17 protein-coding genes are annotated in these 22,895 nt (G+C 61.4%); 11 read left to right on the forward strand and 6 right to left on the reverse strand.

Features of this window, described 5'->3' with window-relative positions; translation table 11 throughout:
* Positions 1 to 73: 73 nt before the first annotated feature.
* The gene (locus tag BLR20_RS24075; RefSeq protein ID WP_054993176.1) at positions 74 to 2,986 is read right to left on the reverse strand and encodes an aminotransferase; all 2,913 of its coding nucleotides are present in this window, start codon (positions 2,984 to 2,986) and stop codon (positions 74 to 76) included.
* A gap of 242 nt (positions 2,987 to 3,228) precedes the next feature.
* On the opposite strand from BLR20_RS24075, the gene rfbB reads away from it, so the two are divergent.
* The 5 genes from rfbB to BLR20_RS24100 all read left to right on the forward strand — a co-directional run bounded on the left by rfbB (position 3,229) and on the right by BLR20_RS24100 (position 8,758).
* The gene (gene rfbB / locus BLR20_RS24080) at positions 3,229 to 4,311 is read left to right on the forward strand and encodes a dTDP-glucose 4,6-dehydratase (protein ID WP_054993177.1); all 1,083 of its coding nucleotides are present in this window, start codon (positions 3,229 to 3,231) and stop codon (positions 4,309 to 4,311) included.
* Positions 4,312 to 4,391: 80 nt separating this feature from the next.
* Positions 4,392 to 4,937 carry a dTDP-4-dehydrorhamnose 3,5-epimerase gene (gene rfbC / locus BLR20_RS24085; RefSeq protein ID WP_054993178.1) on the forward strand — a complete coding sequence of 182 codons (546 nt, stop codon included), beginning with the start codon at positions 4,392 to 4,394 and terminating at the stop codon, positions 4,935 to 4,937.
* Between the two features lie 170 nt (positions 4,938 to 5,107).
* Entirely contained in the window at positions 5,108 to 6,916 is a 1,809-nt protein-coding gene (locus BLR20_RS24090; RefSeq protein WP_033832452.1) for a sensor histidine kinase, read from the forward strand.
* Positions 6,913 to 8,298 (forward strand): sigma-54-dependent transcriptional regulator, encoded by a 1,386-nt coding sequence (locus BLR20_RS24095; protein ID WP_054993179.1) that lies wholly within the window; start codon positions 6,913 to 6,915, stop codon positions 8,296 to 8,298. The genes BLR20_RS24090 and BLR20_RS24095 overlap by 4 nt, the downstream gene beginning before the upstream one ends.
* Positions 8,285 to 8,758 (forward strand): YiiD C-terminal domain-containing protein, encoded by a 474-nt coding sequence (locus tag BLR20_RS24100; protein WP_054993180.1) that lies wholly within the window; start codon positions 8,285 to 8,287, stop codon positions 8,756 to 8,758. The genes BLR20_RS24095 and BLR20_RS24100 overlap by 14 nt, the downstream gene beginning before the upstream one ends.
* Before the next feature lie 305 nt (positions 8,759 to 9,063).
* On the opposite strand, the gene cysQ is transcribed toward BLR20_RS24100, so the two are convergent.
* Positions 9,064 to 9,906 carry a 3'(2'),5'-bisphosphate nucleotidase CysQ gene (gene cysQ, locus BLR20_RS24105; protein ID WP_010431749.1) on the reverse strand — a complete coding sequence of 281 codons (843 nt, stop codon included), beginning with the start codon at positions 9,904 to 9,906 and terminating at the stop codon, positions 9,064 to 9,066.
* Positions 9,903 to 10,469 carry an ADP compounds hydrolase NudE gene (gene nudE, locus BLR20_RS24110; RefSeq protein ID WP_003372295.1) on the reverse strand — a complete coding sequence of 189 codons (567 nt, stop codon included), beginning with the start codon at positions 10,467 to 10,469 and terminating at the stop codon, positions 9,903 to 9,905. The genes cysQ and nudE overlap by 4 nt, the downstream gene beginning before the upstream one ends.
* A 97-nt stretch (positions 10,470 to 10,566) precedes the next feature.
* On the opposite strand from nudE, the gene yrfG reads away from it, so the two are divergent.
* Complete coding sequence (gene yrfG, locus BLR20_RS24115; protein WP_003343604.1) at positions 10,567 to 11,229, forward strand: GMP/IMP nucleotidase; 663 nt, start codon at positions 10,567 to 10,569, stop codon at positions 11,227 to 11,229.
* Positions 11,230 to 11,275: 46 nt separating this feature from the next.
* Here the strand turns inward: yrfG and lysM are convergent, their stop codons facing one another.
* Positions 11,276 to 11,716 (reverse strand): peptidoglycan-binding protein LysM, encoded by a 441-nt coding sequence (gene lysM / locus BLR20_RS24120; protein WP_010431751.1) that lies wholly within the window; start codon positions 11,714 to 11,716, stop codon positions 11,276 to 11,278.
* Between the two features lie 150 nt (positions 11,717 to 11,866).
* Here lysM and BLR20_RS24125 point away from each other — a divergent pair, with 150 nt between their 5' ends.
* The 4 genes from BLR20_RS24125 (at position 11,867) to BLR20_RS24140 (ending at position 16,671) form a co-directional block, all read left to right on the forward strand.
* On the forward strand, positions 11,867 to 12,748 hold the full coding sequence (locus tag BLR20_RS24125; protein ID WP_032613139.1) for a LysR family transcriptional regulator: 882 nt from the start codon (positions 11,867 to 11,869) through the stop codon (positions 12,746 to 12,748).
* Between the two features lie 103 nt (positions 12,749 to 12,851).
* Positions 12,852 to 13,688 (forward strand): formate dehydrogenase accessory sulfurtransferase FdhD, encoded by an 837-nt coding sequence (gene fdhD / locus BLR20_RS24130; protein WP_054993181.1) that lies wholly within the window; start codon positions 12,852 to 12,854, stop codon positions 13,686 to 13,688.
* A complete protein-coding gene (locus BLR20_RS24135; protein WP_054993182.1) occupies positions 13,685 to 16,021 on the forward strand; it encodes an FdhF/YdeP family oxidoreductase in 2,337 nt (778 codons plus the stop codon). The genes fdhD and BLR20_RS24135 overlap by 4 nt, the downstream gene beginning before the upstream one ends.
* 209 nt (positions 16,022 to 16,230) lie before the next feature.
* On the forward strand, positions 16,231 to 16,671 hold the full coding sequence (locus BLR20_RS24140; RefSeq protein ID WP_054993183.1) for a glycine zipper domain-containing protein: 441 nt from the start codon (positions 16,231 to 16,233) through the stop codon (positions 16,669 to 16,671).
* Positions 16,672 to 16,804: 133 nt separating this feature from the next.
* Here BLR20_RS24140 and BLR20_RS24145 read toward each other — a convergent pair whose 3' ends face one another.
* A complete protein-coding gene (locus BLR20_RS24145; protein WP_054993184.1) occupies positions 16,805 to 18,739 on the reverse strand; it encodes a RecQ family ATP-dependent DNA helicase in 1,935 nt (644 codons plus the stop codon).
* Between the two features lie 147 nt (positions 18,740 to 18,886).
* Between BLR20_RS24145 and BLR20_RS24150 the strand changes: the two genes are divergently transcribed.
* Positions 18,887 to 19,708, forward strand: coding sequence for a hypothetical protein (locus tag BLR20_RS24150; RefSeq protein ID WP_054993185.1), 822 nt, complete (start codon positions 18,887 to 18,889; stop codon positions 19,706 to 19,708).
* A gap of 617 nt (positions 19,709 to 20,325) precedes the next feature.
* On the opposite strand, the gene BLR20_RS24155 is transcribed toward BLR20_RS24150, so the two are convergent.
* Complete coding sequence (locus BLR20_RS24155) at positions 20,326 to 22,497, reverse strand: M48 family metallopeptidase (RefSeq protein WP_054993186.1); 2,172 nt, start codon at positions 22,495 to 22,497, stop codon at positions 20,326 to 20,328.
* Between the last annotated feature and the right edge of the window lie 398 nt (positions 22,498 to 22,895).

The following is a 22,895-nucleotide window of genomic DNA, read 5'->3' on the forward strand; positions in this document are numbered from 1 at the left end:
CGATAGTCGTCAGGCGCACACCTGTCGTGCCCACGCTCCGCGTGGGTATGTCGTTCTGGACGCTCTGCGTCCTCTATTCCAGTTCGTGGAGCACCTTCGATACGTTGTCGACGAAAAAATCCACGCTTTGGCGGGTGGTGCACATCGGGGGTTTGATTTTCAGGATGTTCAGGTAGTCACCGGTGGGCTGCATGAAAATTCCCAGCTCACGCAGGCGTTCGCACAGCCGGGCGGTTTCTTCTGTGGCGGGTTCCAGGGTGTGGCGGTCGCGGACCAGTTCCATGCCCAGATAAAACCCCATGCCATGCACCGCGCCCACCAGCGGATGCTTGTCGGCCAGGGCCTGCAGCCGCGCCTTGAAGTGGTCGCCCACGATTCGCGCGTTGTCCCAGAGCTTTTCCTCCTCCATGACATCCAGCACCGCCATGCCGATCCGGCAACTGACCGGGCTGCCACCGGATGACGAGAAGAAATAGCCCTCGGCCTCCAGCGCCTCGGCGATCTCGCGGCGGGTGATGACTGCGCCCAGCGGGTGACCATTGCCCATGCCTTTGGCCATGCTGATGATGTCCGGCACCACGCCCTGCTCCTCGAAGCCCCAGAAGTAGTGCCCCAGCCGGCCATAGCCCACCTGCACCTCATCGGCAATGCACACGCCGCCCACCGCGCGGATCCTCTGATAGACCTGTTGCAGATAACCCGGCGGCAAGGAAATCCCGCCCGCATTGCCATACACCGGCTCGCAGATGAAGCCCGCCACCTGCCGTTGCTGCTCAGCCAGCGTGGCAAGGGTCTGATCGACACTGCGCACATAGTCCGGCGCACTGTCCGCGCCCCTGAACGGGCCGCGATAGGTATTAGGCGCGGTAACCGGATGCACCCAGTCCGGGCGGGTGCTGAGCGCCTGCGGGTTATCGGCAATCGAGGTGGAAATGGCATCGGTGGCCACCGACCAGCCGTGATAGGCCTCCAGCACACTGAGCATGTCGCGACCACCGCTGTAAGCCCACGCCAGCCTGATCGCCAGGTCGTTGGCCTCGGTGCCGCTGTTGACCAGAAACACTCGGTCCATGCCCTCGGGTGCCAGCTTGAGCAGGCGCTCGGAAAACTCGGCGATCGCGGCATAGTGAAAACGCGAGTTGGTGTTGAGCAGCGACCACTGCCGCGCCGCCTCGTGGGCCATGCGCGGATGGCCATGACCGAGAACGGCGACATTATTAAGCATGTCCAGATAGGAGCGGCCCTGCATGTCGATCAGGTGATTGCGCCAGCCGCGCTCGATTTGCGGCGGGGCCTGGTAATAGTGCTTTTGCGAGCGGGCAAAGCTGGCATCGCGGCGCGCCAGTAATTGCGCGGCGTCTTGCAATGCTGGCGCGTCACAATCAAAACCCAGCAGGGCCGACGGCGACGGGCAGATTGCGCGCCAGGCATCTGCCCAGGCCGGTGTGGTGAACAGCGGCGGGCTGAGGTCTGGCGCCGTACACAATTGCAGCAACAGCGAGCCACCGCCCTGCCCGATCAACGTGCCCTCCGCTACCTGACCCAGTAGCGAAGCCTCCGGCAACACACCCCACAGCTTCAAACTGATGCGCTCGCCGACCAACAGTAGCGCAGCATCGGCCGTCAGCCGCAAGGTGCCATCGAACGGCGCATGCAGCGGTGTTGCTGCGGGCACATGCAATTCGACGTATAGCGCAAAGGTCTCCGGCTCGCTGGCGCAGTCAGGCAAGGTACGTGACAGACGGTATTCACCGAACCGACTGGCTGCCAGACCATCATCCCCGGCCGCTTGCGACAGCAGATATTCATCGATCCCACTCTGTTCCCAGTTGCCTGCCACGAAGTGCTCACTGAGCACACCCAGATCCACCAGCACCGGTTGCTGCCCCGCCAGGCTGGGCAGCAACGGCGAATAGGCAGGCTGCTCGACAGGCGGCAGATCCGGACCCACCGAGCGCAGGATGGCGGCTTCCATCAGCGCCATCGGCACCGACGTGGCGACATCGAAGATATTCCATTCGCCGGCAAGGTTGGCCTGGATATACGCATTGCCGGGCTCGACGCTGGCCTGTTGTTCGCTGCTGAGCACAAGCACTGCGGAGCGAGCGACGATCAGCGGCCAGAGCGCCTGCAATTCCTCGATCTTCAGCGGATTGAGGGCGTGATAGGCGGCAATGGCCGAGAGGATGTACAGCGGATCGCCCTCGGCATGGTGCAGCAGCGCCGCACAGGTCACCGACAGGTCGGCCACTCGCCAGGTACTGAGCAGATCGCCGAAATCAATCAGCCCCTGCAACTGCCACGGGTGCCCCGCCTCGCGCCGCCAGACTGCGTTGTGCTCGGAGATGTCCAGATGCACCGCCTGTATCGGCAGTGCTGCAATCAGGGGCAACAAACGGCGATGAGCCTGCTCGCCGGCTTCGATCAGACAGGCACGGGCGTCGGCATCCTTGATTACCGGCAGCAGGTGCTTGATCAACGCATGGGCGTGACGCGGGTCCCACTGCAGGATGCGCTGCAGACCGGGGTGCTCGAAATCGGCCAGCGCGATATCCACATGGGCACACAGTTCGCCCAGTTCGACCACGATGTCACGGCCCAGATGCTCGACATGCCCCAGCGATTGCCCGTCGATGAAGTCCAGCAGGCGTACATGCACCGCCTGCCCGTCGATGTCGACCGACAGTAACTGTTCGGTATCGTTGGCACGGATAACGCCCGGCACATTGAACGTACTGTGGCCAGCCAGATGTTGCAGCGCCGCGTGCTGAGCGTTCAGCTCGGTGGTCGAATACGCCCCATGACAGATTTTCAGCACATAACGCCGCGTGCCGGTGTCCAGCAGAAAGTTGCGATCCTGCTGGCTGCCCAGCGCTTTCAGCGTGCCGCTCAGCCCGTAATGCTGCGTGAGCAATTGCAGCGCCTGGTCCACGCTGACCTCGGGGCAAGGCAGACTGGAGCGACGGATAAGCGTGGCAAGCGGCATGGAGAACCTCGTTTTTGTTGTCAGGCCCGGGCTCAATGAGCAAGGCGTGATAGGCAGTCGCGTAACTATAGAGGAATTGACTATGGGGAGATTGCGCTGCGCGACTAATCCGGACCTTTACCTCAGGTCGTAAAACAGCCGGAGTTTTCTTCGATCTCCTGCTCGGGTTTAATGGGCTGATCCTGTCATACGCGCTCAAGCGCTATGCTGCGTTACTCCAGAACACACAAGAAGGTCAGTTCATGCGAATACTCGTCACCGGGGGCGCAGGCTTCATCGGTTCTGCACTGATCCGCCACCTGATAAACAACACCGAACACGAAGTGCTGAACTTCGACAAATTGACCTACGCGGGCAACCTTGAATCGCTGCAGTCGATTGCGACCGACACGCGCTATGAGTTCGTGCAGGCGGATATCTGCGACCAAGCCAGTGTCAGCGCGGTACTGGAGCGCTTTGCGCCGCAGGCGATCATGCACCTGGCGGCTGAATCCCACGTCGACCGCTCCATCGATGGCCCGGCCGAGTTCATCCAGACCAACATCGTCGGTACTTACAGCCTGCTGGAAGCCACGCGCGCCTGGTGGCTGAAACTGCCGGACGCGGAGCGCCAGGCGTTTCGCTTCCATCATATTTCCACTGATGAGGTGTATGGCGACCTGCACGGTGTCGATGATCTGTTCACCGAAACCACACCGTATGCGCCCAGCTCACCCTACTCGGCGAGCAAGGCTGCGTCCGACCACCTGGTGCGCGCCTGGCACCGCACCTATGGCCTGCCGGTGGTGGTGACCAACTGCTCAAACAACTACGGGCCGTTCCACTTCCCGGAAAAGCTCATCCCGCTGGTGATTCTCAACGCCCTGGCGGGCAAGCCACTGCCGGTGTATGGCAATGGCCTGCAGGTGCGCGACTGGCTGTACGTCGAGGATCACGCACGGGCGCTGCTCAAGGTGGTGACCGAAGGTGAAGTCGGCGAGACCTACAACATCGGTGGCCATAACGAGCAGAAAAACATCGACGTCGTGCGCGGTATCTGCGCGCTGCTCGATGAGCTCGCTCCGCAGCACCCGGCAGGCGTCGCGCAGTACAGCGACCTGATCACCTATGTGGTCGACCGTCCGGGCCACGACCAGCGTTATGCCATCGATGCCGGCAAGATCGACAAGGCGCACGGCTGGACGCCCGCAGAGACCTTCGAGTCCGGGCTGCGCAAGACAGTGCAGTGGTATCTGGATAACCTGGACTGGTGCCGCAGGGTTCAGGACGGCAGTTATCAGGGCGAACGGCTGGGCTTTACCGACCCTAAAGACCTGATTGCCTGATCAATACCCTTCTCGGCAGGCGCGCCTCAGGGCAGACTGTCGAGTCGCCACAATTTTTTGAATATTGCAGGGGAAGCCACGTGAACGTAGTCGCAACAAAATTGCCGGAAGTCCTGATTCTCGAACCCAAGGTATTCGGTGATGAACGAGGCTTTTTCTATGAAAGCTTCAACGCCAAGGCTTTTCAGGCCGCCACCGGCCTGACCCGTGATTTCGTGCAGGACAACCACTCGCGTTCGCAGCGCGGCGTCCTGCGCGGGCTGCACTATCAGATCGAAAATGCCCAGGGCAAACTGGTGCGCGTCACGTTCGGCAAGGTGCTGGATGTGGCGGTGGACATTCGCCGCAGCTCGCCGACCTTCGGCCAGTGGGTCGGCGTCGAGCTGTCCGCTGAAAATGCCCGGCAGCTGTGGGTTCCGGAAGGCTTTGCACATGGTTTCGTGGTGCTCAGCGAACACGCCGAGTTCCTGTACAAGACCACTGACTACTACACACCGTCGGCCGAGCGCTGTATAGCCTGGGACGATCCGGATCTGGCCATCGACTGGCAGTTCGACGGCCAACCCAGCCTGTCGGCCAAGGACCAGCAAGGCAAGCGCCTGAAAGAAGCCGACCTGTTTCCCTGAACCCGCGACCCAAGGCCACCCGGCGCAATGTCCGGGTGCCTGACAAGCCGGTGGCGGGCATAATACGCGCCTGATGCCCACGTCAGGATCGACCGGGTGTTTCTGTTGCCTGCCGCGGCGTAATCGTCAGCAGGCATCGTCAACCCTTCGGCGACGGCCAATCGATGACCATGACTCCCGCTCTGCCGCCCCGCCCTCGCTGGCGCAGCCTCGCCCTTCTGGCACTCTGCCTGGCGCCGCTGCTGTGGCCGCTGGAGCATCTGGCCGAACGTTATTACCGCAACGTACTGGCCAATCAGAACCGTCAGACCCTGGACCTGTACGTCGCCAACCTGCTCGGCACCCTGCACCGTTACGAAACCCTGCCGCAGATCCTCGGCGACCTGCCGGCCTTGCGCGCCGCACTGGCGGCACCCGGCGACACCCCCACCCTGATAAACGCCAACCGTCTGCTCAGCGAAATCACACACCAGACCGGTGCCGATGTCATGTACCTGATGGACGCAAACGGCCTGACCCTGGCGGCCTCCAACGCTGATCAAAAGGACAGCTTCATTGGCCGAAACTTCTCTTTCAGGCCTTATTTCATTGATGCACGGGCAGGCAGAACCGGGCGGTTCTTCGGCCTCGGCACGACATCTGCCAAGCGGGGTTACTTTTTCGCCGGCCCGGTGCGTGACGGTGAGCGGATCATCGGCGTGCTGGTGGTCAAGGTCGATCTGGACCACACCGAAACCCTGTGGGGCAAGACGCCCGAGCAACTGCTGCTGACCGACCAGAACGGCGTGGTGATTCTGACTTCCAACCCCGAGTGGCGTTTTCGGGCGACCCGCGACCTGACCGATGACGAGAAAAAAGCCATCGTCGCGATCCAGTCCTACCCGACCCGCGATCCGCGCCCGTTGAGAATCGATGAGCACGCCTGGCTGACCCAGACCCAGGCCATCGAGGAGACCGGCTGGAACGTCAACATCCTCGCGCCTCGCGCCCTTGTCGACCGTCAGGTGCGCACGGTGGTAGCGATTGGCGGCGCAGCGCTGCTGGTGCTGATGTTGTTGCTCGGGCTGATGATGCAGCGGCGTCGCCATTACCTGGACCGTATCGCTTTCGAGGCCAAGGCGCGTCGCGAACTGGAGATGCGGGTTATCGAACGCACCAGCGACCTGGAGGGGCTCAACAGCCGTCTGCGTCAGGAAGTGCTGGAGCGCGAACAGGCGCAACAGGAACTGGTGCAGGCTCAGGACGAACTGGTGCAGACCAGCAAACTGACAGCGCTGGGCACCATGTCGGCAAGCATCAGCCATGAGCTGAATCAGCCGTTGGCCGCCATCCGCAGTTACGCCGAAAACGCCGAAGTACTGCTCGATCATCAGCGCACCGAGGACGCACGCGGCAACCTCAAGCTGATCAGCGAACTGACCGGGCGCATGGCCTCGATCATCGCGCACTTGCGCGCGTTCGCCCGCCGCGACCGCCACGCCCCTGAAAGCGTGGCACTGCAACCGGCGCTGGAAGATGCGCTGGCGTTGCTGGCCAAGCGGCGGCGCGCCATGGAAGTCGAACTGATCCGTGACCTGCCGGACGCCACGATCTGGGTGCAGGCCGGTGAAACCCGTCTGCGTCAGGTGCTCGGTAATCTGATCGCCAACGCGCTGGACGCCCTCACTGAAAAAGGCCCGCCGCGCAGGCTGTGGATAAGTGTCGAGCAAACCGCCGAGGGCGTTAACCTGTACATTCGTGACAACGGCCCCGGCTTTTCCCAGGAAGCACTGGCGCGGGCCCGCGAGCCCTTCTTCACGACCAAGACCCGCACCCAGGGCCTTGGCCTCGGTCTGGCCATCTGCGATACGCTGATGCGCGCGCTGGGCGGCGAGTTGCTGTTCGCCAACCATCCCAGCGGCGGTGCGCTGCTGACCCTGCGCCTGCGTGCCGGTGCTTCCGGAGCCAATCTTCAACCGCCAGAGGACCTTTCTGCATGAGTTCGGACACAGCCATCGACAGCCAGATTCAGGTGGTGCTGATCGACGACGATTCGCACCTGCGTCAGGCACTGCGCCAGACGCTGGACCTGGCAGGCCTGAACGTTCTGTCGCTGTCCGAGGCAACCGGGCTGGCCGAACGCATCGGCCTCGACTGGCCGGGCGTGGTGGTCAGTGATATTCGCATGCAGGGCATGGACGGCCTGGAACTGCTCGACCAGCTTCACGCGCAGGACCCCGACCTGCCGGTGCTGCTGATCACCGGGCATGGCGATGTACCGCTGGCGGTGAAAGCCATGCGCGCCGGGGCCTACGACTTTCTGGAAAAACCCTTCGCCAGCGACGCCATGCTCGACAGCGTGCGCCGTGCCCTGGCCCTGCGCCGTCTGGTTCTGGATAACCGCAGCCTGCGCCTGGCCCTGAGTGATCGCCAGCAACTGAGCACGCGCCTGATCGGGCAATCGCCGCCGATTCTGCGTCTGCGCGAACAAATCGGGGCATTGGCCGGGACCCGTGCCGACGTGCTGATCCTCGGCGAAACCGGCGCAGGCAAAGAAGTGGTCGCCCGCGCGCTGCATGACCTGTCCAACCGCCGCAGCGGCCCGTTCGTGGCGATCAACGCCGGCGCGCTGGCTGAATCGGTGGTGGAAAGCGAGCTGTTCGGTCACGAGCCCGGGGCCTTCACCGGCGCGCAGAAGCGGCGTATCGGCAAGTTCGAATTTGCCAACGGCGGCACGCTGTTCCTCGATGAAATCGAAAGCATGAGCCTGGACGTGCAGGTCAAGCTGCTGCGCCTGCTGCAGGAGCGCGTGGTCGAGCGAATGGGCAGCAATCAGCAGATCCCGCTGGACATCCGCATCATCGCCGCGACCAAGGAAGACCTGCGTCACGCGGCCGACCAAGGTCGCTTCCGGGCGGACTTGTATTACCGCCTGAACGTGGCCTCGCTGCGCATCCCGCCGCTGCGCGAACGGGGTGAAGACGCGCTGATGCTGTTCGAGCACTACGCCGATGCCGCGAGCATGCGCCACGGCATCCCCAAACACGAACTCAAGCCCGGCCAGCGCGCGCTGCTGTTGCGGCATAACTGGCCGGGCAACGTCAGGGAACTGCAAAACGCCGCCGAGCGTTTCGCGCTGGGTCTGGAGCTGGAGCTGGAAGGCGCTGATGCAGAACAGGCGCCACCGCCGGGCGGCGGGCTGAGCGATCAGGTGGAAAGCTTCGAGCGCGCGTTGATCGCCGCCGAACTGGCGCGCCCGCACAGTTCGGTGCGCAGCCTGGCGGAAGCGCTGGGTGTGCCACGCAAGACCCTGCACGACAAACTGCGCAAGCACGGCCTGACGTTTGGCGACAGCAGCGGAGCCTCCGATGACACCGATTGAGCCTGGACATGACGCCGCCCACGCGCTGGAGCAGGTGCTGCACCACGACATTCCGCTGACCCGCGAGATGGGCATGCGCGTGATCGACTGGCACGACCAGACACTGCGCCTGCACCTGCCGCTGGCACCCAACGTCAACCACAAGAGCACGCTGTTCGGCGGCAGCCTGTATTGCGGCGCAGTACTAGCGGGCTGGGGCTGGCTGCACCTGCGGCTGCGCGAAGCGGGGATCACCGATGGTCATATCGTGATTCAGGATGGGCAGATCAGTTATCCACTGCCGGTACGCAGCGACGCCATCGCCCGCTGCGAGGCGCCCGAGCTGACGCAGTGGGACAAATTCATCGCCACCTACCAACGCCGAGGCCGCGCCCGCCTGACCCTGCACACCTGCATCAGCGCGCAGGACAGCGAAGAACAGGCCGTGAGGTTTGTCGGGCAGTTTGTGTTGCACCGGTGAGGCTGCCCGCAGTCGATTCACTACGCAATACCCGTGGGAGCGAGCTTGCTCGTATGATCGGCGAAAATCTATCGCCTTAACCATCGCCTTCGCGAGCAAACGAAGCGTCGCCCGGTTCGCTCCCACAAGAATGTCCCAACCCTTGCATCAGCGAAGTTCTCAGCGCTTTTGTAGGAGCGAACTTGTTCGCGAAGGCGTCGTTCCAAGCAATGGATCGGCTGTGGATGCACCGGCCCTTTCGCGAACAAACGAAGCGTCGCCCGGTTCGCCCATACGCCCGCCGGGCAGGAGCCTTGAAGCCGGCCTCAGGACTGCGCCAGCACCAGCAGTTTGTCGCGCCATTCGGCGTTGGCTGGCAGGGCCAGGAAGAACGGGTTGAGCAGCGATTCGCGGGCCGGGTAGCTGAACGGCTGGCCGTCCAGTTGCAACACTTCGCCTCCTGCACCTTCAAGCACGCCCTGCGCCGCAGCGGTGTCCCATTGCGAGGTCGGGGCCAGGCGCGGGTAGCAGTCGGCGGCACCTTCGGCCAGCAGGCAGAATTTCAGTGAGCTGCCGATGTTGGTCAGTTGCAGATGACCCAGCCCGTTCGACAGGCCCGCGAGCAAATGCTCCTGCTCCGGGCTGGAATGGCGGCGGCTGGCAACCACGGTAAAGGTCTGCCCTTCCCCAAGCTGGTTGCGCACTGCAATCGGCTGCATGTGGCCGACACCATCGCTGCGCCAGGCGCCCAGCCCGGCACCGCCGAAGTAACAGCGGTTGTTGGTGGGCATCGAAACCACACCGAATACCACTCGGCCACGCTCGATCAGCGCGACATTGACGGTGAACTCTTCACTGCCGGAGATGAACTCCTTGGTGCCGTCCAGCGGATCGACCAGCCACCAGCGCTCCCAGCCTGCACGCTCGCTGAGGGGGATATCTGCGTCCTCTTCGGAGAGCACGTGAATGTCCGGATCAAGCGCCTGCAGGCCCTCGACCAACACTTGATGAGCGGCCAGATCAGCGGCGGTCACCGGCGAGTCGTCGGTCTTGGTGGTCACAGTGACGTTGGCGCGCCAGAACGGCAGGATCACTTCGCCCGCCAGTCGCGTCAGTTCAATCACCGGCGCGAGCAGCGGATGTGGCAGGTTATGCAACGTATCGGTCATGGCTGGAACAATCCACGTTGGGTCAGCAGGTCACGTGTGAGGTACAGCGCGGCAAGCGCCCGGCCCTCGCTGAACTGCGCATTCTGAGCAAGACTCGACAGCTCGCGCAGGTTGATCCGGTCGACCCGGATCGGCTCGGGCTCGTCGCCTTCCAACCGCTCTTCGTACAGGTCGGTAGCGAGGACCACCTGAATTTTCTGGCTCATGTAGCCGGGGGACAGCGACAGCTCGGTCAACAATTCCAGCTCCCGGGCACCGAAACCGGCCTCTTCCTTGAGTTCACGGTTGGCGGCCGCCAGTACGTCTTCGCCCGGCTCGATCAGACCCTTGGGCAGGGACAGCTCGTAGGCATCGGTGCCGCCGCAATATTCTTCGATCAGCACAGCGTGATCGGCATCGAGCATGGCCACAATCATCACCGCCCCGGGGCCCGTGCCTTTGCTGGCCAGACGCTCGTAGGTCCGCTCGACGCCATTGGCAAAGCGCAATTGCAGCTCTTCAACGCGGAACAGACGACTACTGGCGACGATTGCGCGGGCAAGTACAGTAGGTTTCTGACGCATGACAGGCTCCTTTACATGAACGAGGTACTATACCGAGCTTTTCCCGATCTCTGTGTCGGATATGCTTACCCGCTAACAACCCCCTGACGAGGCCAGAATGCTTTCCATGCCCTGGAGCGAAATCGATACCGTCCTGCTGGATATGGACGGCACGTTGCTCGACCTGCATTACGACGAACACTTCTGGATGCAACACCTGCCGCAGCGCTACGCCGAACTGCACGGCGTCAGTTTCGCCATGGCCTGGCTGGAATTGAAACCGCTGTTCGAAAACAACGCGGGCACGCTCAACTGGTACTGCCTGGATTTCTGGAGCGCCGAGCTTAACCTGTCGGTCCGCGACCTGAAACGCGAAATCGCCCACATGATCGCGTTGCGCCCGGACGCCGAGACCTTTCTCGCGGCCCTGCAAAAAGCCGGCAAGCGGGTGATCATGATCACCAATGCGCACCGTGATTCGTTGTCGCTGAAGATGGAGCGAATCGAGCTGGCGCCTTATTTCGAACGCCTGATCAGCTCTCACGATTACGGCTTTCCCAAGGAAAGCCAGCATTTCTGGGATGCCTTGAAGGCCGAAACAGCGTTCGACCCGGCGCGCAGTCTGTTCATCGACGACACCCTGCCGATCCTGCGCAGCGCTCGACACTTCGGCGTCGCCCATTTGCTGGCGGTCAGCCAGCCCAACAGCCAGAAAGGCCCGAAGGACACCGAAGAGTTCGCCGCCGTGGACGACTATCGGGAACTGAGCAAGGGATTGTAGGCAAAGGCGTGTGCCCGCCCGATAAGGCGCGGGCAGCGTCTTCAGATCACTCTGGAATGCGCAGCTTCTGACCTGGGTAGATCTTGTCCGCGCTCTTGAGCATCGGCTTGTTGGCTTCAAAGATTTTGGTGTACTGATTGGCATCGCCGTACACGCGCTTGGAAATAGCGCTAAGGGTGTCGCCCGACTTCACTTCTACGTATTTGGACTCCGTACCCGCGCCGCCTGCGACGGTCATCTGGTCATCGACTTTTTCCACGCCATGAATATTGCCCAGGGTCAGAACGATCTTTTCCCGCTCTTCCTGGCTGGAGACTTCGCCTTTGACGATGACCGTACTGCCGTTAACCTCGGTCTGCACATTGGGGTTGCCCAGACCGACTTCGGAGATATGCTTTTTCAGCACCTCATCGGCGTTGGCTTTATCTGGCAGAAGTGCATCCAGAATTTTCTCGCCTGCTTCCTTGATGAAACTGATAAGACTCATGTTCAGGTTATCCGTGAGTAGGTTTGAGGAGTCGCGTGATTAGCTTAGCCCTTGTAAATCGAGGGCTGCAGGCTTCCGACCAACGTAGCTCGACCATCGTTCAGCCTGAACGCGTAGAATCGCCTGTCTGGACGGCTCATCGGAGTGAACATGGACATCAAGCAACTTAAATTTCTGATCGCCCTCGACGAGACGAGGCACTTCGGTCAGGCGGCTGCGCGCTGCAACATCACCCAGCCGACGCTGTCGATGCGCCTGCGCAATCTGGAAGAAGAGCTTGGTTTGCCACTGGTCAATCGCGGTCAGCGCTTTGAAGGTTTCACTGCGCCAGGCGAGCGCGTATTGGCCTGGGCACGCACGGTACTGGCTGCCTACGACGGCCTGCAGGCAGAGGCGGCCGCCTGCCGCGGTCATCTGGTCGGGACGTTGCGCCTCGGGGTGGTGCCGCTGTCGAGCTTCGACCCGCTGCCATTGCTGCACCGGCTGCACCAGATGCACCCCAATCTGCGCTTCGAGCTGTCGTCACTCAGCTCCGAGCAAGTGCTGGAACAACTGGCCAGCAATCGTATCGATTTGGGCGTCTCGTACCTGGAACGACTGGACAACGAGCGTTTCGATTCGCTGCCCCTGGACGACACGCGCATGGGCCTGCTGTACGACCGCCGGCACTTTTCGTTTGGTGAAGAACCTCTAAGCTGGGCTGATCTGGTCGAGCTGCCATTGGGCATGCTGACCAGCGGCATGCATTTTCGGCAGTCGATCGATCACAACTTTCACAGTCGCGGCCTGCAACCCAATCCGCTGATACAAACCGATGCCGTTCATCAGTTGCTGCAAGCCGTACATGGCGGTTTTTGCTGCGCGATCATGCCGCTGGATGGCGGCCTGGAAACGCTCACCGAACATTTGCGCCTGCACCCGATTGCCGATTCCCGCACTTTGGCCCGGCTGGGGTTGATCATGCGCCGCAGCGCGCCGCGCTCGGCACTGGCCGAGGCCTGTTTCGCGCTGGTAGCAGAAATACCTCGATAGGGCGTTGATCGACGTCATCTATCGGGGCATCAGCACTAGCGATTAGACGATTTCCAATAACGGGCCTAGTCTTGCAGATGTCATTCTGCCGGTATTTCAGCCCATGCCCGTTACGCGCAAGGTCAGCTCGGCGTCTTTTACTACGCCAGCCCCCGAAGCAAGCCAGTCTTACAGCTACTCGAATCTCGAGGGCACGGCCTCTGCACGCAACGAACTTGCCGAAGAAGTGGCACTGGCGATTGCCTACAACGGCATCAGTCAGGCGGTCATGCTGGTCAGCCCGACCGATCTGGAAGACTTTATCGTCGGTTTCAGCCTGGGCAGCGGCATCATTGCCTCGCACGACGAAATCTACGATTTCAAACTCAGCGGTTGCGGCTCGGCCATGCAGGCCGAGGTCGAAATCGCCAGCCGCGCGTTCTGGGAACTCAAGCAGCAGCGTCGGCAACTGGCTGGCACCAGCGGTTGCGGACTGTGTGGCGTTGAAGCCGTCGAGCAGGCATTGCCTGACCTGAAGGCGCTGCCCGGCGCGCCCCTGCCCCCGATCGAATGGCTGGAGGGCCTGCGTCAGCGTATCGGCGAGTTCCAGCCGCTTGGCCGCCATTGCGGCGCGGTGCATGCGGCGGTCTTCATGGACGGTAACGGCCAGTTGCTGCTGGGCCGTGAAGACATCGGCCGCCACAACGCGCTGGACAAGCTGATCGGCGCGTTGATCCGCCAGGACATCCCCCTGGAAGGCGGCGTGGCCATCGTGACCAGCCGCTGCAGCCTGGAACTGATTCAGAAAGTATTGCGCGCCGGCATCCAGACGCTGGTCAGCCTGTCGTCGCCCACCGGCCTGGCCCTGCAATGGGCCCGCCGTCACAACCTCAATTTAATTCACCTGCCGCAGCACAGTGCGCCGCGGGTCTATAGCCCTGCGATGGAGATTCAAGCGTGAGCACTCATCATCAAGCCGACAAGACACCAACCCCCCGCTACAAGCCGTACAAAGGTGCGGCAGGCGGGTGGGGCGCACTGATCAGCGTGACGCAACACTGGCTGGGCAGTGACAACGCGCTGAAGAACCTGCGCATGATGCTCAAGACCAACCAGAACGGCGGTTTCGACTGCCCGGGCTGCGCGTGGGGCGACTCGCCGGAAAGCGGCATGGTCAAGTTCTGCGAGAACGGCGCCAAGGCGGTGAACTGGGAAGCGACCAAGCGTCGTGTGGACCCGGCCTTCTTTGCCCGCTACAGCGTCAGCTCGTTGATGGAGCAGAGCGATTACTGGCTCGAGTATCAGGGCCGTCTGACCGAGCCGATGAGCTACGACGCGGAAACCGACCGTTACAAGCCGATCAGCTGGGACAACGCGTTTGCGCTGATCGCCAAGCACCTGAAGAACCTGCCCAGCCCGAACATGGCCGAGTTCTACACCTCGGGTCGCGCCAGCAACGAAGCGGCATACCTGTATCAGCTGTTCGTGCGCGCCTACGGCACCAATAACTTCCCGGACTGCTCGAACATGTGCCACGAGGCCAGTGGCGTAGCGCTGTCGCAAAGCGTCGGCGTCGGCAAGGGCACCGTGACCTTCGAGGATTTCGAACACGCCGATGCCATCTTCGTCCTCGGTCAGAACCCCGGCACCAACCACCCGCGCATGCTTGAGCCCTTGCGTGAAGCGGTCCAGCGCGGCGCCCAGGTGGTGTGCGTCAACCCGCTCAAAGAGCGTGGCCTGGAGCGTTTCCAGCACCCGCAACACCCGGTCGAGATGCTCACCAACGGCGACCGCCCGACCAACACCGCCTACTTCCGCCCTGCCCTGGGTGGCGACATGGCGCTGTTGCGCGGCATGGCCAAGTTCCTGCTGCAATGGGAGCGCGAGGCGCAGGCCAACAACGCACCTTCTGTGTTCGATCACGCGTTCCTCAACGAACACACTGAAGGCGTACTCGAATACCTGGCCGCTATCGATGACACGTCCTGGGACGCAATCGTCGAGCAGTCCGGCCTGCCGCTGAGCGACATCGAACAGTCGGCACGCATGTACGCCAAGGGCAAGAACGTGATCATGTGCTGGGCGATGGGTATCACCCAGCACCGCCACTCGGTGCCGACCATCCAGGAAATCGCCAACCTGATGCTGCTGCGCGGCAACATCGGTCGCCCGGGTGCCGGTCTGTGCCCGGTACGCGGTCACAGTAACGTGCAGGGTGACCGCACCATGGGCATCAACGAGCGCCCACCGGTGTTCCTGCTCGATGCTCTGGAAAAACGTTTCCAGTTCAAAGTACCCCGCGACAATGGCCACAACGTCGTCGAAGCCATTCACGCCATGGCCGAAGGTCGCGCCAAGGTGTTCATCGCGCTGGGCGGCAACTTCGCTCAGGCCACCCCGGACAGCCATCGCACTGCCGAAGCCCTCAGCAATTGCGACCTGACCGTACAGATCAGCACCAAGCTGAACCGCAGCCACCTGTTCCACGGCAAGGACGCGTTGATCCTGCCGTGCTTCGGCCGTACCGACATCGACATCCAGGCCAACGGCCCACAAGCTGTCACCGTGGAAGATTCGTTCAGCATGGTTCACGCTTCCAACGGCCAGTTGAAGCCGTCCTCGAAGCAAATGCGTTCCGAGCCTGCGATCATCGCCGGTATCGCCAACGCAACGCTGGGCAAGACGCCTGTGGACTGGTTGTGGCTGGTGGAAGATTACAACCGTATTCGTGACCTGATCGCCGACACCATCCCCGGCTTCAAGGATTTCAACGAGCGCGTCAAGCACCCGGGCGGCTTCTACCTGGGCAACGCTGCTGGCGCACGTCGCTGGAACACGGCGTCGACCCGCGCCAACTTCAAGTCCAACGCGCTGCCGTTGAGCCTGATCCATGAGCACGTGACCTCAACCGGGCAGATCCCGGACCTGATCATGCAGTCGATGCGCTCGCACGATCAGTACAACACCACCATCTATGGCCTGGATGACCGTTATCGCGGCGTCAAGGGTCAGCGTGACGTGCTGTTCGTCAACGAAGCCGACATCATCCGCCTGGGCTTCCAGCCGGGGCAGAAGGCAGACGTGACTTCGATCTGGAGTGATAACCGCGAGCGTCGCGTCAAAGGCTTCACGTTGCTGCCTTTCGATATTCCAGCTGGCCAGGCTGCCGCCTACTACCCAGAGGTCAACCCGCTGGTGCCGCTGGAAAGCGTGGGCGATGGTAGCAGCACACCGACATCGAAGTTCGTCGCGATCCGCCTCGAGCGCTCGGCAGAGTCGGCACGCATCCTCTGACGTCGCTGAAAGACGTCCACAAAAAAGGCCCGTTTCACTGGAAACGGGCCTTTTGCAAGTAACCTCAGACTCTCTTTTCCGACTTAAGTTCCTTAGCCAAAACAAGAACTTAGCAGTTTGCGTGGCAATCGTGTTACTCGTCGGAATTGCATTGCTACATTCTTCACTTGACACCAAGATCGCGCCGTCATCCCTATGAGATTCCATACATGAAGTATTCCTCGATACTGTTGTTGTCTCTTACCCTGCTTAGCGGTGCGGCATCTGCTGGCAACCTTGAGTCAGGCGTAGGCGGAGCATTGGGTGGGGTACTCGGTTCGGTCGTCGGTCAGCAGGTCGGCGGCAGCACTGGTTCAGCAATTGGCGCGGGTGTCGGCGGCGCAGCCGGTGGCGCTGTAGGCGCAGATCGTCGCAACCGCACAGAAGCAGCCATTGGTGGCGGTCTGGGCGCAGCGGGCGGTAATGTGCTGGGTCGCAGCGTCGGCGGCAGCACCGGCAGCCTGGTCGGCTCGGCGGTAGGTGGCGGCGGCGGTGCCGCACTGGGTAACTATATGGGCAACGAAAGCCGCAGCGACGATCGTCGTTATCGTGGTGGCCGTGATCATGGCCACCGCCCTAAGCACCACGGCAATCGCCGTCATCGTGACTGATACCACCGTCAGTCGCTGAAGCATAAAAACCGGCCGCTCTTGAGCGGCCGGTTTTCATTTTGTCTGTCGCAACGCAGGCTCAGGACTGGATGCAGAGCATCGCCCTCTTGGTCAGATCACTTTGTACGCGTAGTCAGTTGCCAGCCATTGCCTGCACCCACGTCCTTACCTGTGCGTACGGGTAATCCTCCAGCACCGCAAACCCGGTGGTGGCGCGGGCTTTGAGCTTGGTGAACAGGGGCACGCTGATACCGCACAGAAAACGCGTCAGGCAGTCGGCGCTGGGTGGTTGGCCAGTGTAGTTCTGGTGCTTGTGGATAAAGTCGCCGCACAGCTGCTGATAGTCACGACCTGCCAGGGGCTCCAGCGCGGGTGGTTCGGGCAAGCGGGCGACTTCGCCAAGGCAGACCGAGCAATGACCGCAGTGCTCAGGCGCCTTGTGATCACCAAAGTACAGCGCCAGCCGATGGGTCAGGCACCGGTCACTGGCGAAGACTTCCAGCATGGTGTGAATACGCGCAACTTCGCTGGCTTCGTGGTGAGCGAAATAATCGTGCAATTCGATGCTCAAGGCCTGTGCATCAAAGTCGCTGCGCAACAGGCTGTAAACCTCGGTCATCTGTTTGCTTTCAAGCTCGATCCAGCCTTTTTCCTGAAAGTAATCCAGCGCCTTGACCACCCGCCCACGCTCGGCGCCGTATCGCTGGTACATCGCCTCGAAATCGACGGTAGCCCAGGTCCGTGCCCGGTTTGAGGTGTCGATCAAGGCCTGGACGAACTCGCGTCGCTCCCCCTCGAAACGCGCCATCAGGTCTTGCGGCTGAAGCAGAAACTTGAAACGGTACTCGGCAAAATACGCGTACCGCGGCGCAATGATCCCGCGCAGCTCCAGTTGCACCAGCAGGGTCTTCAACGGTAATTGACGAATGTTGCTGAGGTCGGCGAGCGGCCCCAACAGAAACTCCCACTGCCCGTCGTGACGCGTCCCGAGCAGGTCCTCCAGCACACGGGCAATCCCCTCGCGCTCAGGCGTGTCGCCATACACGAAGTTCTCCAGCACGTTGAGACTGTCGCGATTGGCCAGCACCAGACAATCCGAAGAAGCACCGTCACGCCCTGCCCGACCGATTTCCTGACTGTAGTTCTCGATGGATTTGGGCAGGTCGAAATGCACCACGTTGCGGATATCGCTTTTGTCGATGCCCATCCCGAACGCGATGGTTGCCACGATGCAGTTCAGACGACCACCCATGAACTGCTTCTGGATCGATTCGCGCTGATCATTGGGCAGCCCGGCATGGTAGGCGCTGGCGGGCAGGCCGTTCTGTTCCAGGTGCGCGGCGATGTGTTCGGCGGTCTTTTGCAGGGTCACGTAAACAATGGTCGGTTGCCCGCGACGCTCGTTGAGCCACTCCACCAGCAGGCGCCGCTTGTCACGTCCACTGACCGGCTTGACCCAGAGGTGCAGGTTGGCGCGGTAGAAACCGGTGGTGATGACATCCTCGGGGGCGATGGCGAATTTGTCCTGCATGTCGATGATGACTTGCGGGGTCGCCGTGGCGGTCAGCAGCAATGTCTGGGGAATGTTGAACTCGCGCTGGTAGTCCGGCAGCTTCAGGTAGTCGGGGCGGAAGTTATGCCCCCACTCCGAGATGCAGTGCGCTTCGTCGACCACCAGCAAGGAAATCGGCACTTGCGCGATGAAATTGCGGAAACGCTCGTTCTTGAGGCGCTCGACCGAGATCATCAGAATCTTCAGCTCGCCGGAGCGTGCGCGCGCCATCACGTCGGCGATCTCGTCGCGGCTCTGCGCCGAATCGATACTCGCCGCCGAAATACCGTGGCGGTGCAGGAAGGCAAGCTGATCCTGAATCAGCGCCAGCAACGGCGACACCACCAGCGTCAAATGCGGCAACATCAGGGCGGGCAATTGGTAGCATAGCGACTTGCCAGAACCGGTCGGAAAGATCGCCGCGGCCGAACGTCCGGCCAGTACTGCACTGATCGCAGCCTCCTGCCCCGGCCGAAACTGTGTGTAGCCGAATACCTGTTCGAGACGCTGGTGCATTCGCGGTCCATCCATCAGTCAAAAAAACGGGCTCAACCTTAACGCGCCAGGCCGGATGCACATAGCAGCAAAGCGTTGCAGAAACTCTACCCCGCGACCGATATCATTGTAATATCACAGCCTAACATCGCTTGCTCAGGAGCAGGAATGGATTCCCTACAGCAACCCGAGGACGACGGGGTCATCCGCATTCAGCGCCTCGTGCCCGGTCAGGTCGATGTGGTGCTGGGCTCGCATCCACGCCGCAAGCGCGTCGATGCGCCTCGCCGCTCACGTCCTTACGGCTTGTGGCTGGCGTGTCTTATTGCTGCAGCCTGCATGGCCGGGCTGGTCGCCTCACATGCGCGAGGTCCCAAAGCGCTGGCAGTAACGCCTGTTGTGCAGTCCATACCTGAAACCGAGGCAGTCGAGGTCGAGGCGCAACCCGTCGTCGCCGCGGATACTGCGCCCGCGCACATTCGAAAAACTGCGGAGCTTGTGCCGATCGCCGCCACTGTAGCGCCACCCGCCCCTGTAAAGCCTCTGGATGACTGCATGAAAAACGGCAACGTCATCGATGAGGCAGTGGCGACCTGCCGATTCGGCCAGACACCTCGCCCCGCTCAGGGTGAACCGGCAAAAGGCATGGTGTCTGCCGACTACATGGCCGATTTCAAGGCCAATGCTTCAAGCACTTCCACGCGCTCGTCCAAGCCGTACAGCGTAGCGACGGCCTCTATCCGCGAAGCGGACGGCAGAAATCGCTACCGCGCACAGTGGCGGGTTTACGGCAACACGATCGACGGAGACAGTGTCTGCGAAAACTTTGCCATTCGCTCATTCGAACGGCGCGAGTGTCGCAAGGCAGCAGAGGTCAATTTCAGAGAGGAGTGCCGCGAGTGGACCAAACGCGCGGCCAGAAACCGCGACGAGGGCAGCAAAAACGCCCAACAGCGTTACTGTGAAGTGTCTTCGAATTTCTCACCCTGAAACAAGCCTGCGCCCTTCTGGCACAGTAGTTTCAACGATGTTCTCTACGCTCCGGGCGCCTGGCCGAGCATCTGGGAATACGCAAAAACGGACACATGGATAGCCAAAGGCTTACACGCAATGAAGCGAATGGCTATTTTGCACCGGCCCTCGGAGCCGTAAGATTGGATCCAACAACTGGCGAACAAGGAGTTCGCCAGGATCAGGGACGATCGACCATCGCCGGGAAGGCAGCCGACAGGGAGTTGGAATGGTCTTGGTACAAACCCGCTTCGGCGGGTTTTTTATTGCCTGCGATTTTTGCCGCCAGCAGTCGTATAGCGTCAGAATTTTTCCTGACGCCAGATTACCCGCTCCTCGCGAGGCCATTCGAGAAGACTGCCGGGAGGTATAGCGAAAGGCTTACACACCGTGGAGGAACTTGGCTATTTGCGGCCCGGCTCGTGCTCCGTAATATTGGATCAATCAAGGGGTGAACAGGAGTTCACCCGGATCAAGGATGATCGACCATCGCCTCGGAGGCGGCCGACAGGAAGTCGGGATGGTCTTGGAAAAACCCGCTTCGGCGGGTTTTTTGTTGTCTGCAGAAAAGTCGCGCGCCGCTCACAGCCAACCGCTTACCGCTTGCCCTGCTCGAAGCGCTGCTGCAGCAAGTTGCGCGCGGTACCCGCGTTGACGTAATCCGCGATCAACTGACCAAGCTCGTCTGGCTTGAGCTTTTTGCCGTCCCGGCAGAACCGGACCAGCGCCAGGAGTACCCGGCGTTTTTTCCTGAACACTTTTGCATTCGGCGCAGAGAACGAACGTGAGGCGCGCTCGGGCAAGGGCGCATCGTCTTGCAGATGCAAGGTCAGAAACGTCCCGTAGGCCACATTCAGCTCAAAATCAGCGATGTGCTGGATCGGGACGGGAGACTTCAGGTTTGCGAACACAAAATGATCAGGAGTGAGCACCAGAGCGGTCTTGTCAGCACGCAGACACATGCGCAGTGTAAAGGGCAGCAGCATCAGCATGAACGCCGTCAGGATGCCGCCCGCAATCAGCATATTGTTGCGCTTTTCGGTAAGCCCCTGAGGCAGTGACAGCGCTTCGGCTATCAGATAAATACCCAGCACCAGCAGAGGGGCGAGGACTATCGTTAGCAACAGCCCCCGCAGGCGAGCGCCCTCATGCAGAACGACATCACCGGTTACCGTGCGCGCGCGGGCACGTAGCTCGGTCACCACCTCAGCATCATTGGCCACATGATGCTTGATGAAATCCTCGGTAAGACGAGTGCGCAGTGCCTGGGGGTTGATGAAGTAATGGTCCATCGCGGCGCGGGCCTGGGCTGCCACGACAGGCCGGGTGCCGCTGCGGACCGCCTCGTCGGCAGAAACCTGCAGCGCGGCAATACGTTCGCCGTTTGAAGGGTGCGTATCCGAGGGATGCGGCAGCTGGACGGCCATTTCTTCGTCAGGCAGAGTGAATGTCTTGCTGGCCAGCTCGTGCAGCACGCTGTTCGGCAGATCCTTGGTGAACACCTCCCCGCGCCTTGGATTGGTGGCCCGGGTGATGTGAGTGTAGATTCGCTCCTGCAAAAGCGGATCAATGGCCGAGATACGCACCAGCGCCGAGGCAGCCGACGTGTTACCCGCCAGACGCGCCCCTGCGGCATCGGCAGCCAGCTCGCGCACGCGACTCCAGTGATTGACCGCGTGATCGAAGCTTTCCATGAAATACACACCCAGCATGAACGCCGGACGCAAAAGGGTGCGCTGCAGCCACCCGCTGACCATCATGTTTTCGGCGATGACACCAAGGCTGCGACCGATGCCATCGTAGATCGGCAGAAAGCGCAGGCTGTACTCGGTGTCCTCGCCGGCAAAATGCGAAAGCTCGTGACCGATGACCGCACTGGTTTCCGCGGCATCGATCAGCCCGAGGTACAGGATAGGCACGTGCAGAGTACGCCCCTGGAGCGCAGCGTCGGACGGCAGAAGGGAGACGTCGCTCGAGGTGACGTAAAAGCCGTCGGTCATGCCCAGCACGATGTGATCAGGGGACAGCGCGCCGAGCCGTTCGGCCAGGTCGCGAACATAGGCCCAGAGCACCGGGGCCTCTTCAGGCGTGACCTGTTGCCCCAGAATCTGCATCGGGGTGGGCTCGAACATATGCAACATGACGCCCAGCTGCTTGCCCATCCGCCAGATCGAATACAGGCATGCAGCCACCAGCATCAACACGACAATGATCAACTTGAGTTCGCCCGCGGACATGCGCCCCACATGCCACAGGCCCAGGGCTTCGAAACAGAGGATTGCAGACACCGCCGCACCCATCGCGACGATGTGCCCCACCAGAACGAAGGGCAGAAGCCGGCTGACCTTGCTGAAGGTGTGCAGCAATCGCTCGCGGGATTGACGTGCGCGCACGCCGGCCCAGTTGAGCCCTGCCAGCCCGATGCCTCCGACCAGAGCAGCCAGCAGGCACAGCGCAATGACGGCGCGTGCCAGCCAAGTGGTGACATGACCCAGCACCACTACGAAGTCGAGGCCCTGCTCTGCCTCATTAAGACGGGACAAAGCCTCCTTGATGGTGATGTTTTCTCCGTCTATATCCATCGTTCGCGTAAGAGCGTCGGGCGACCGGGCGAGCTTTTCGAAATAGGGACGGGCATGCGCAAGGTCGGCCTGGATCTCGGTCAGGCGCTCAGTGTTCTCGACACTGCGCTGCAACTGCCAGACACCGACAAGGTTCAGGCCCAGAGGGAGCAGGATGAGTACAGCAATGAGCTTGTAGATTTTCATGAGGCACGGCTCATAGAGGTGCGCCGCCGCCGGCTGTCCTTAGCGCGCACAAGGTCCGTCAGGCAAAACGCCTCTGGCGTCTGCGTACATGCGCCCTGCCGCTGCTCGAGTACAAGCGCGAGGGCGCTGGCGGCGTTATACCCTGATTTGCAGACTGATGTAACAAGGCTGCCCGTCTGACCTGCGTCGCCCCACCTGAATCCGTCCGCCTGAGTACTTGCAGTGCCATCATTCCCCATGCAGAAAAAACCATTTATAAGGCGAGTCCGAACATTTACCCTCTTCAGAGCTCGGAAAATATGCAAATAAGTTCACCTTTCTAAGCTTAATTTACCCCTATAATCGGATCCAAATACACCCCTAAAGCCCTTTGAAATCAATACTTACAGCTACATTAA

This window comes from Pseudomonas congelans, assembly GCF_900103225.1.
In the GTDB taxonomy this organism is placed as follows: Bacteria; Pseudomonadota; Gammaproteobacteria; order Pseudomonadales; family Pseudomonadaceae; genus Aquipseudomonas; species Aquipseudomonas congelans.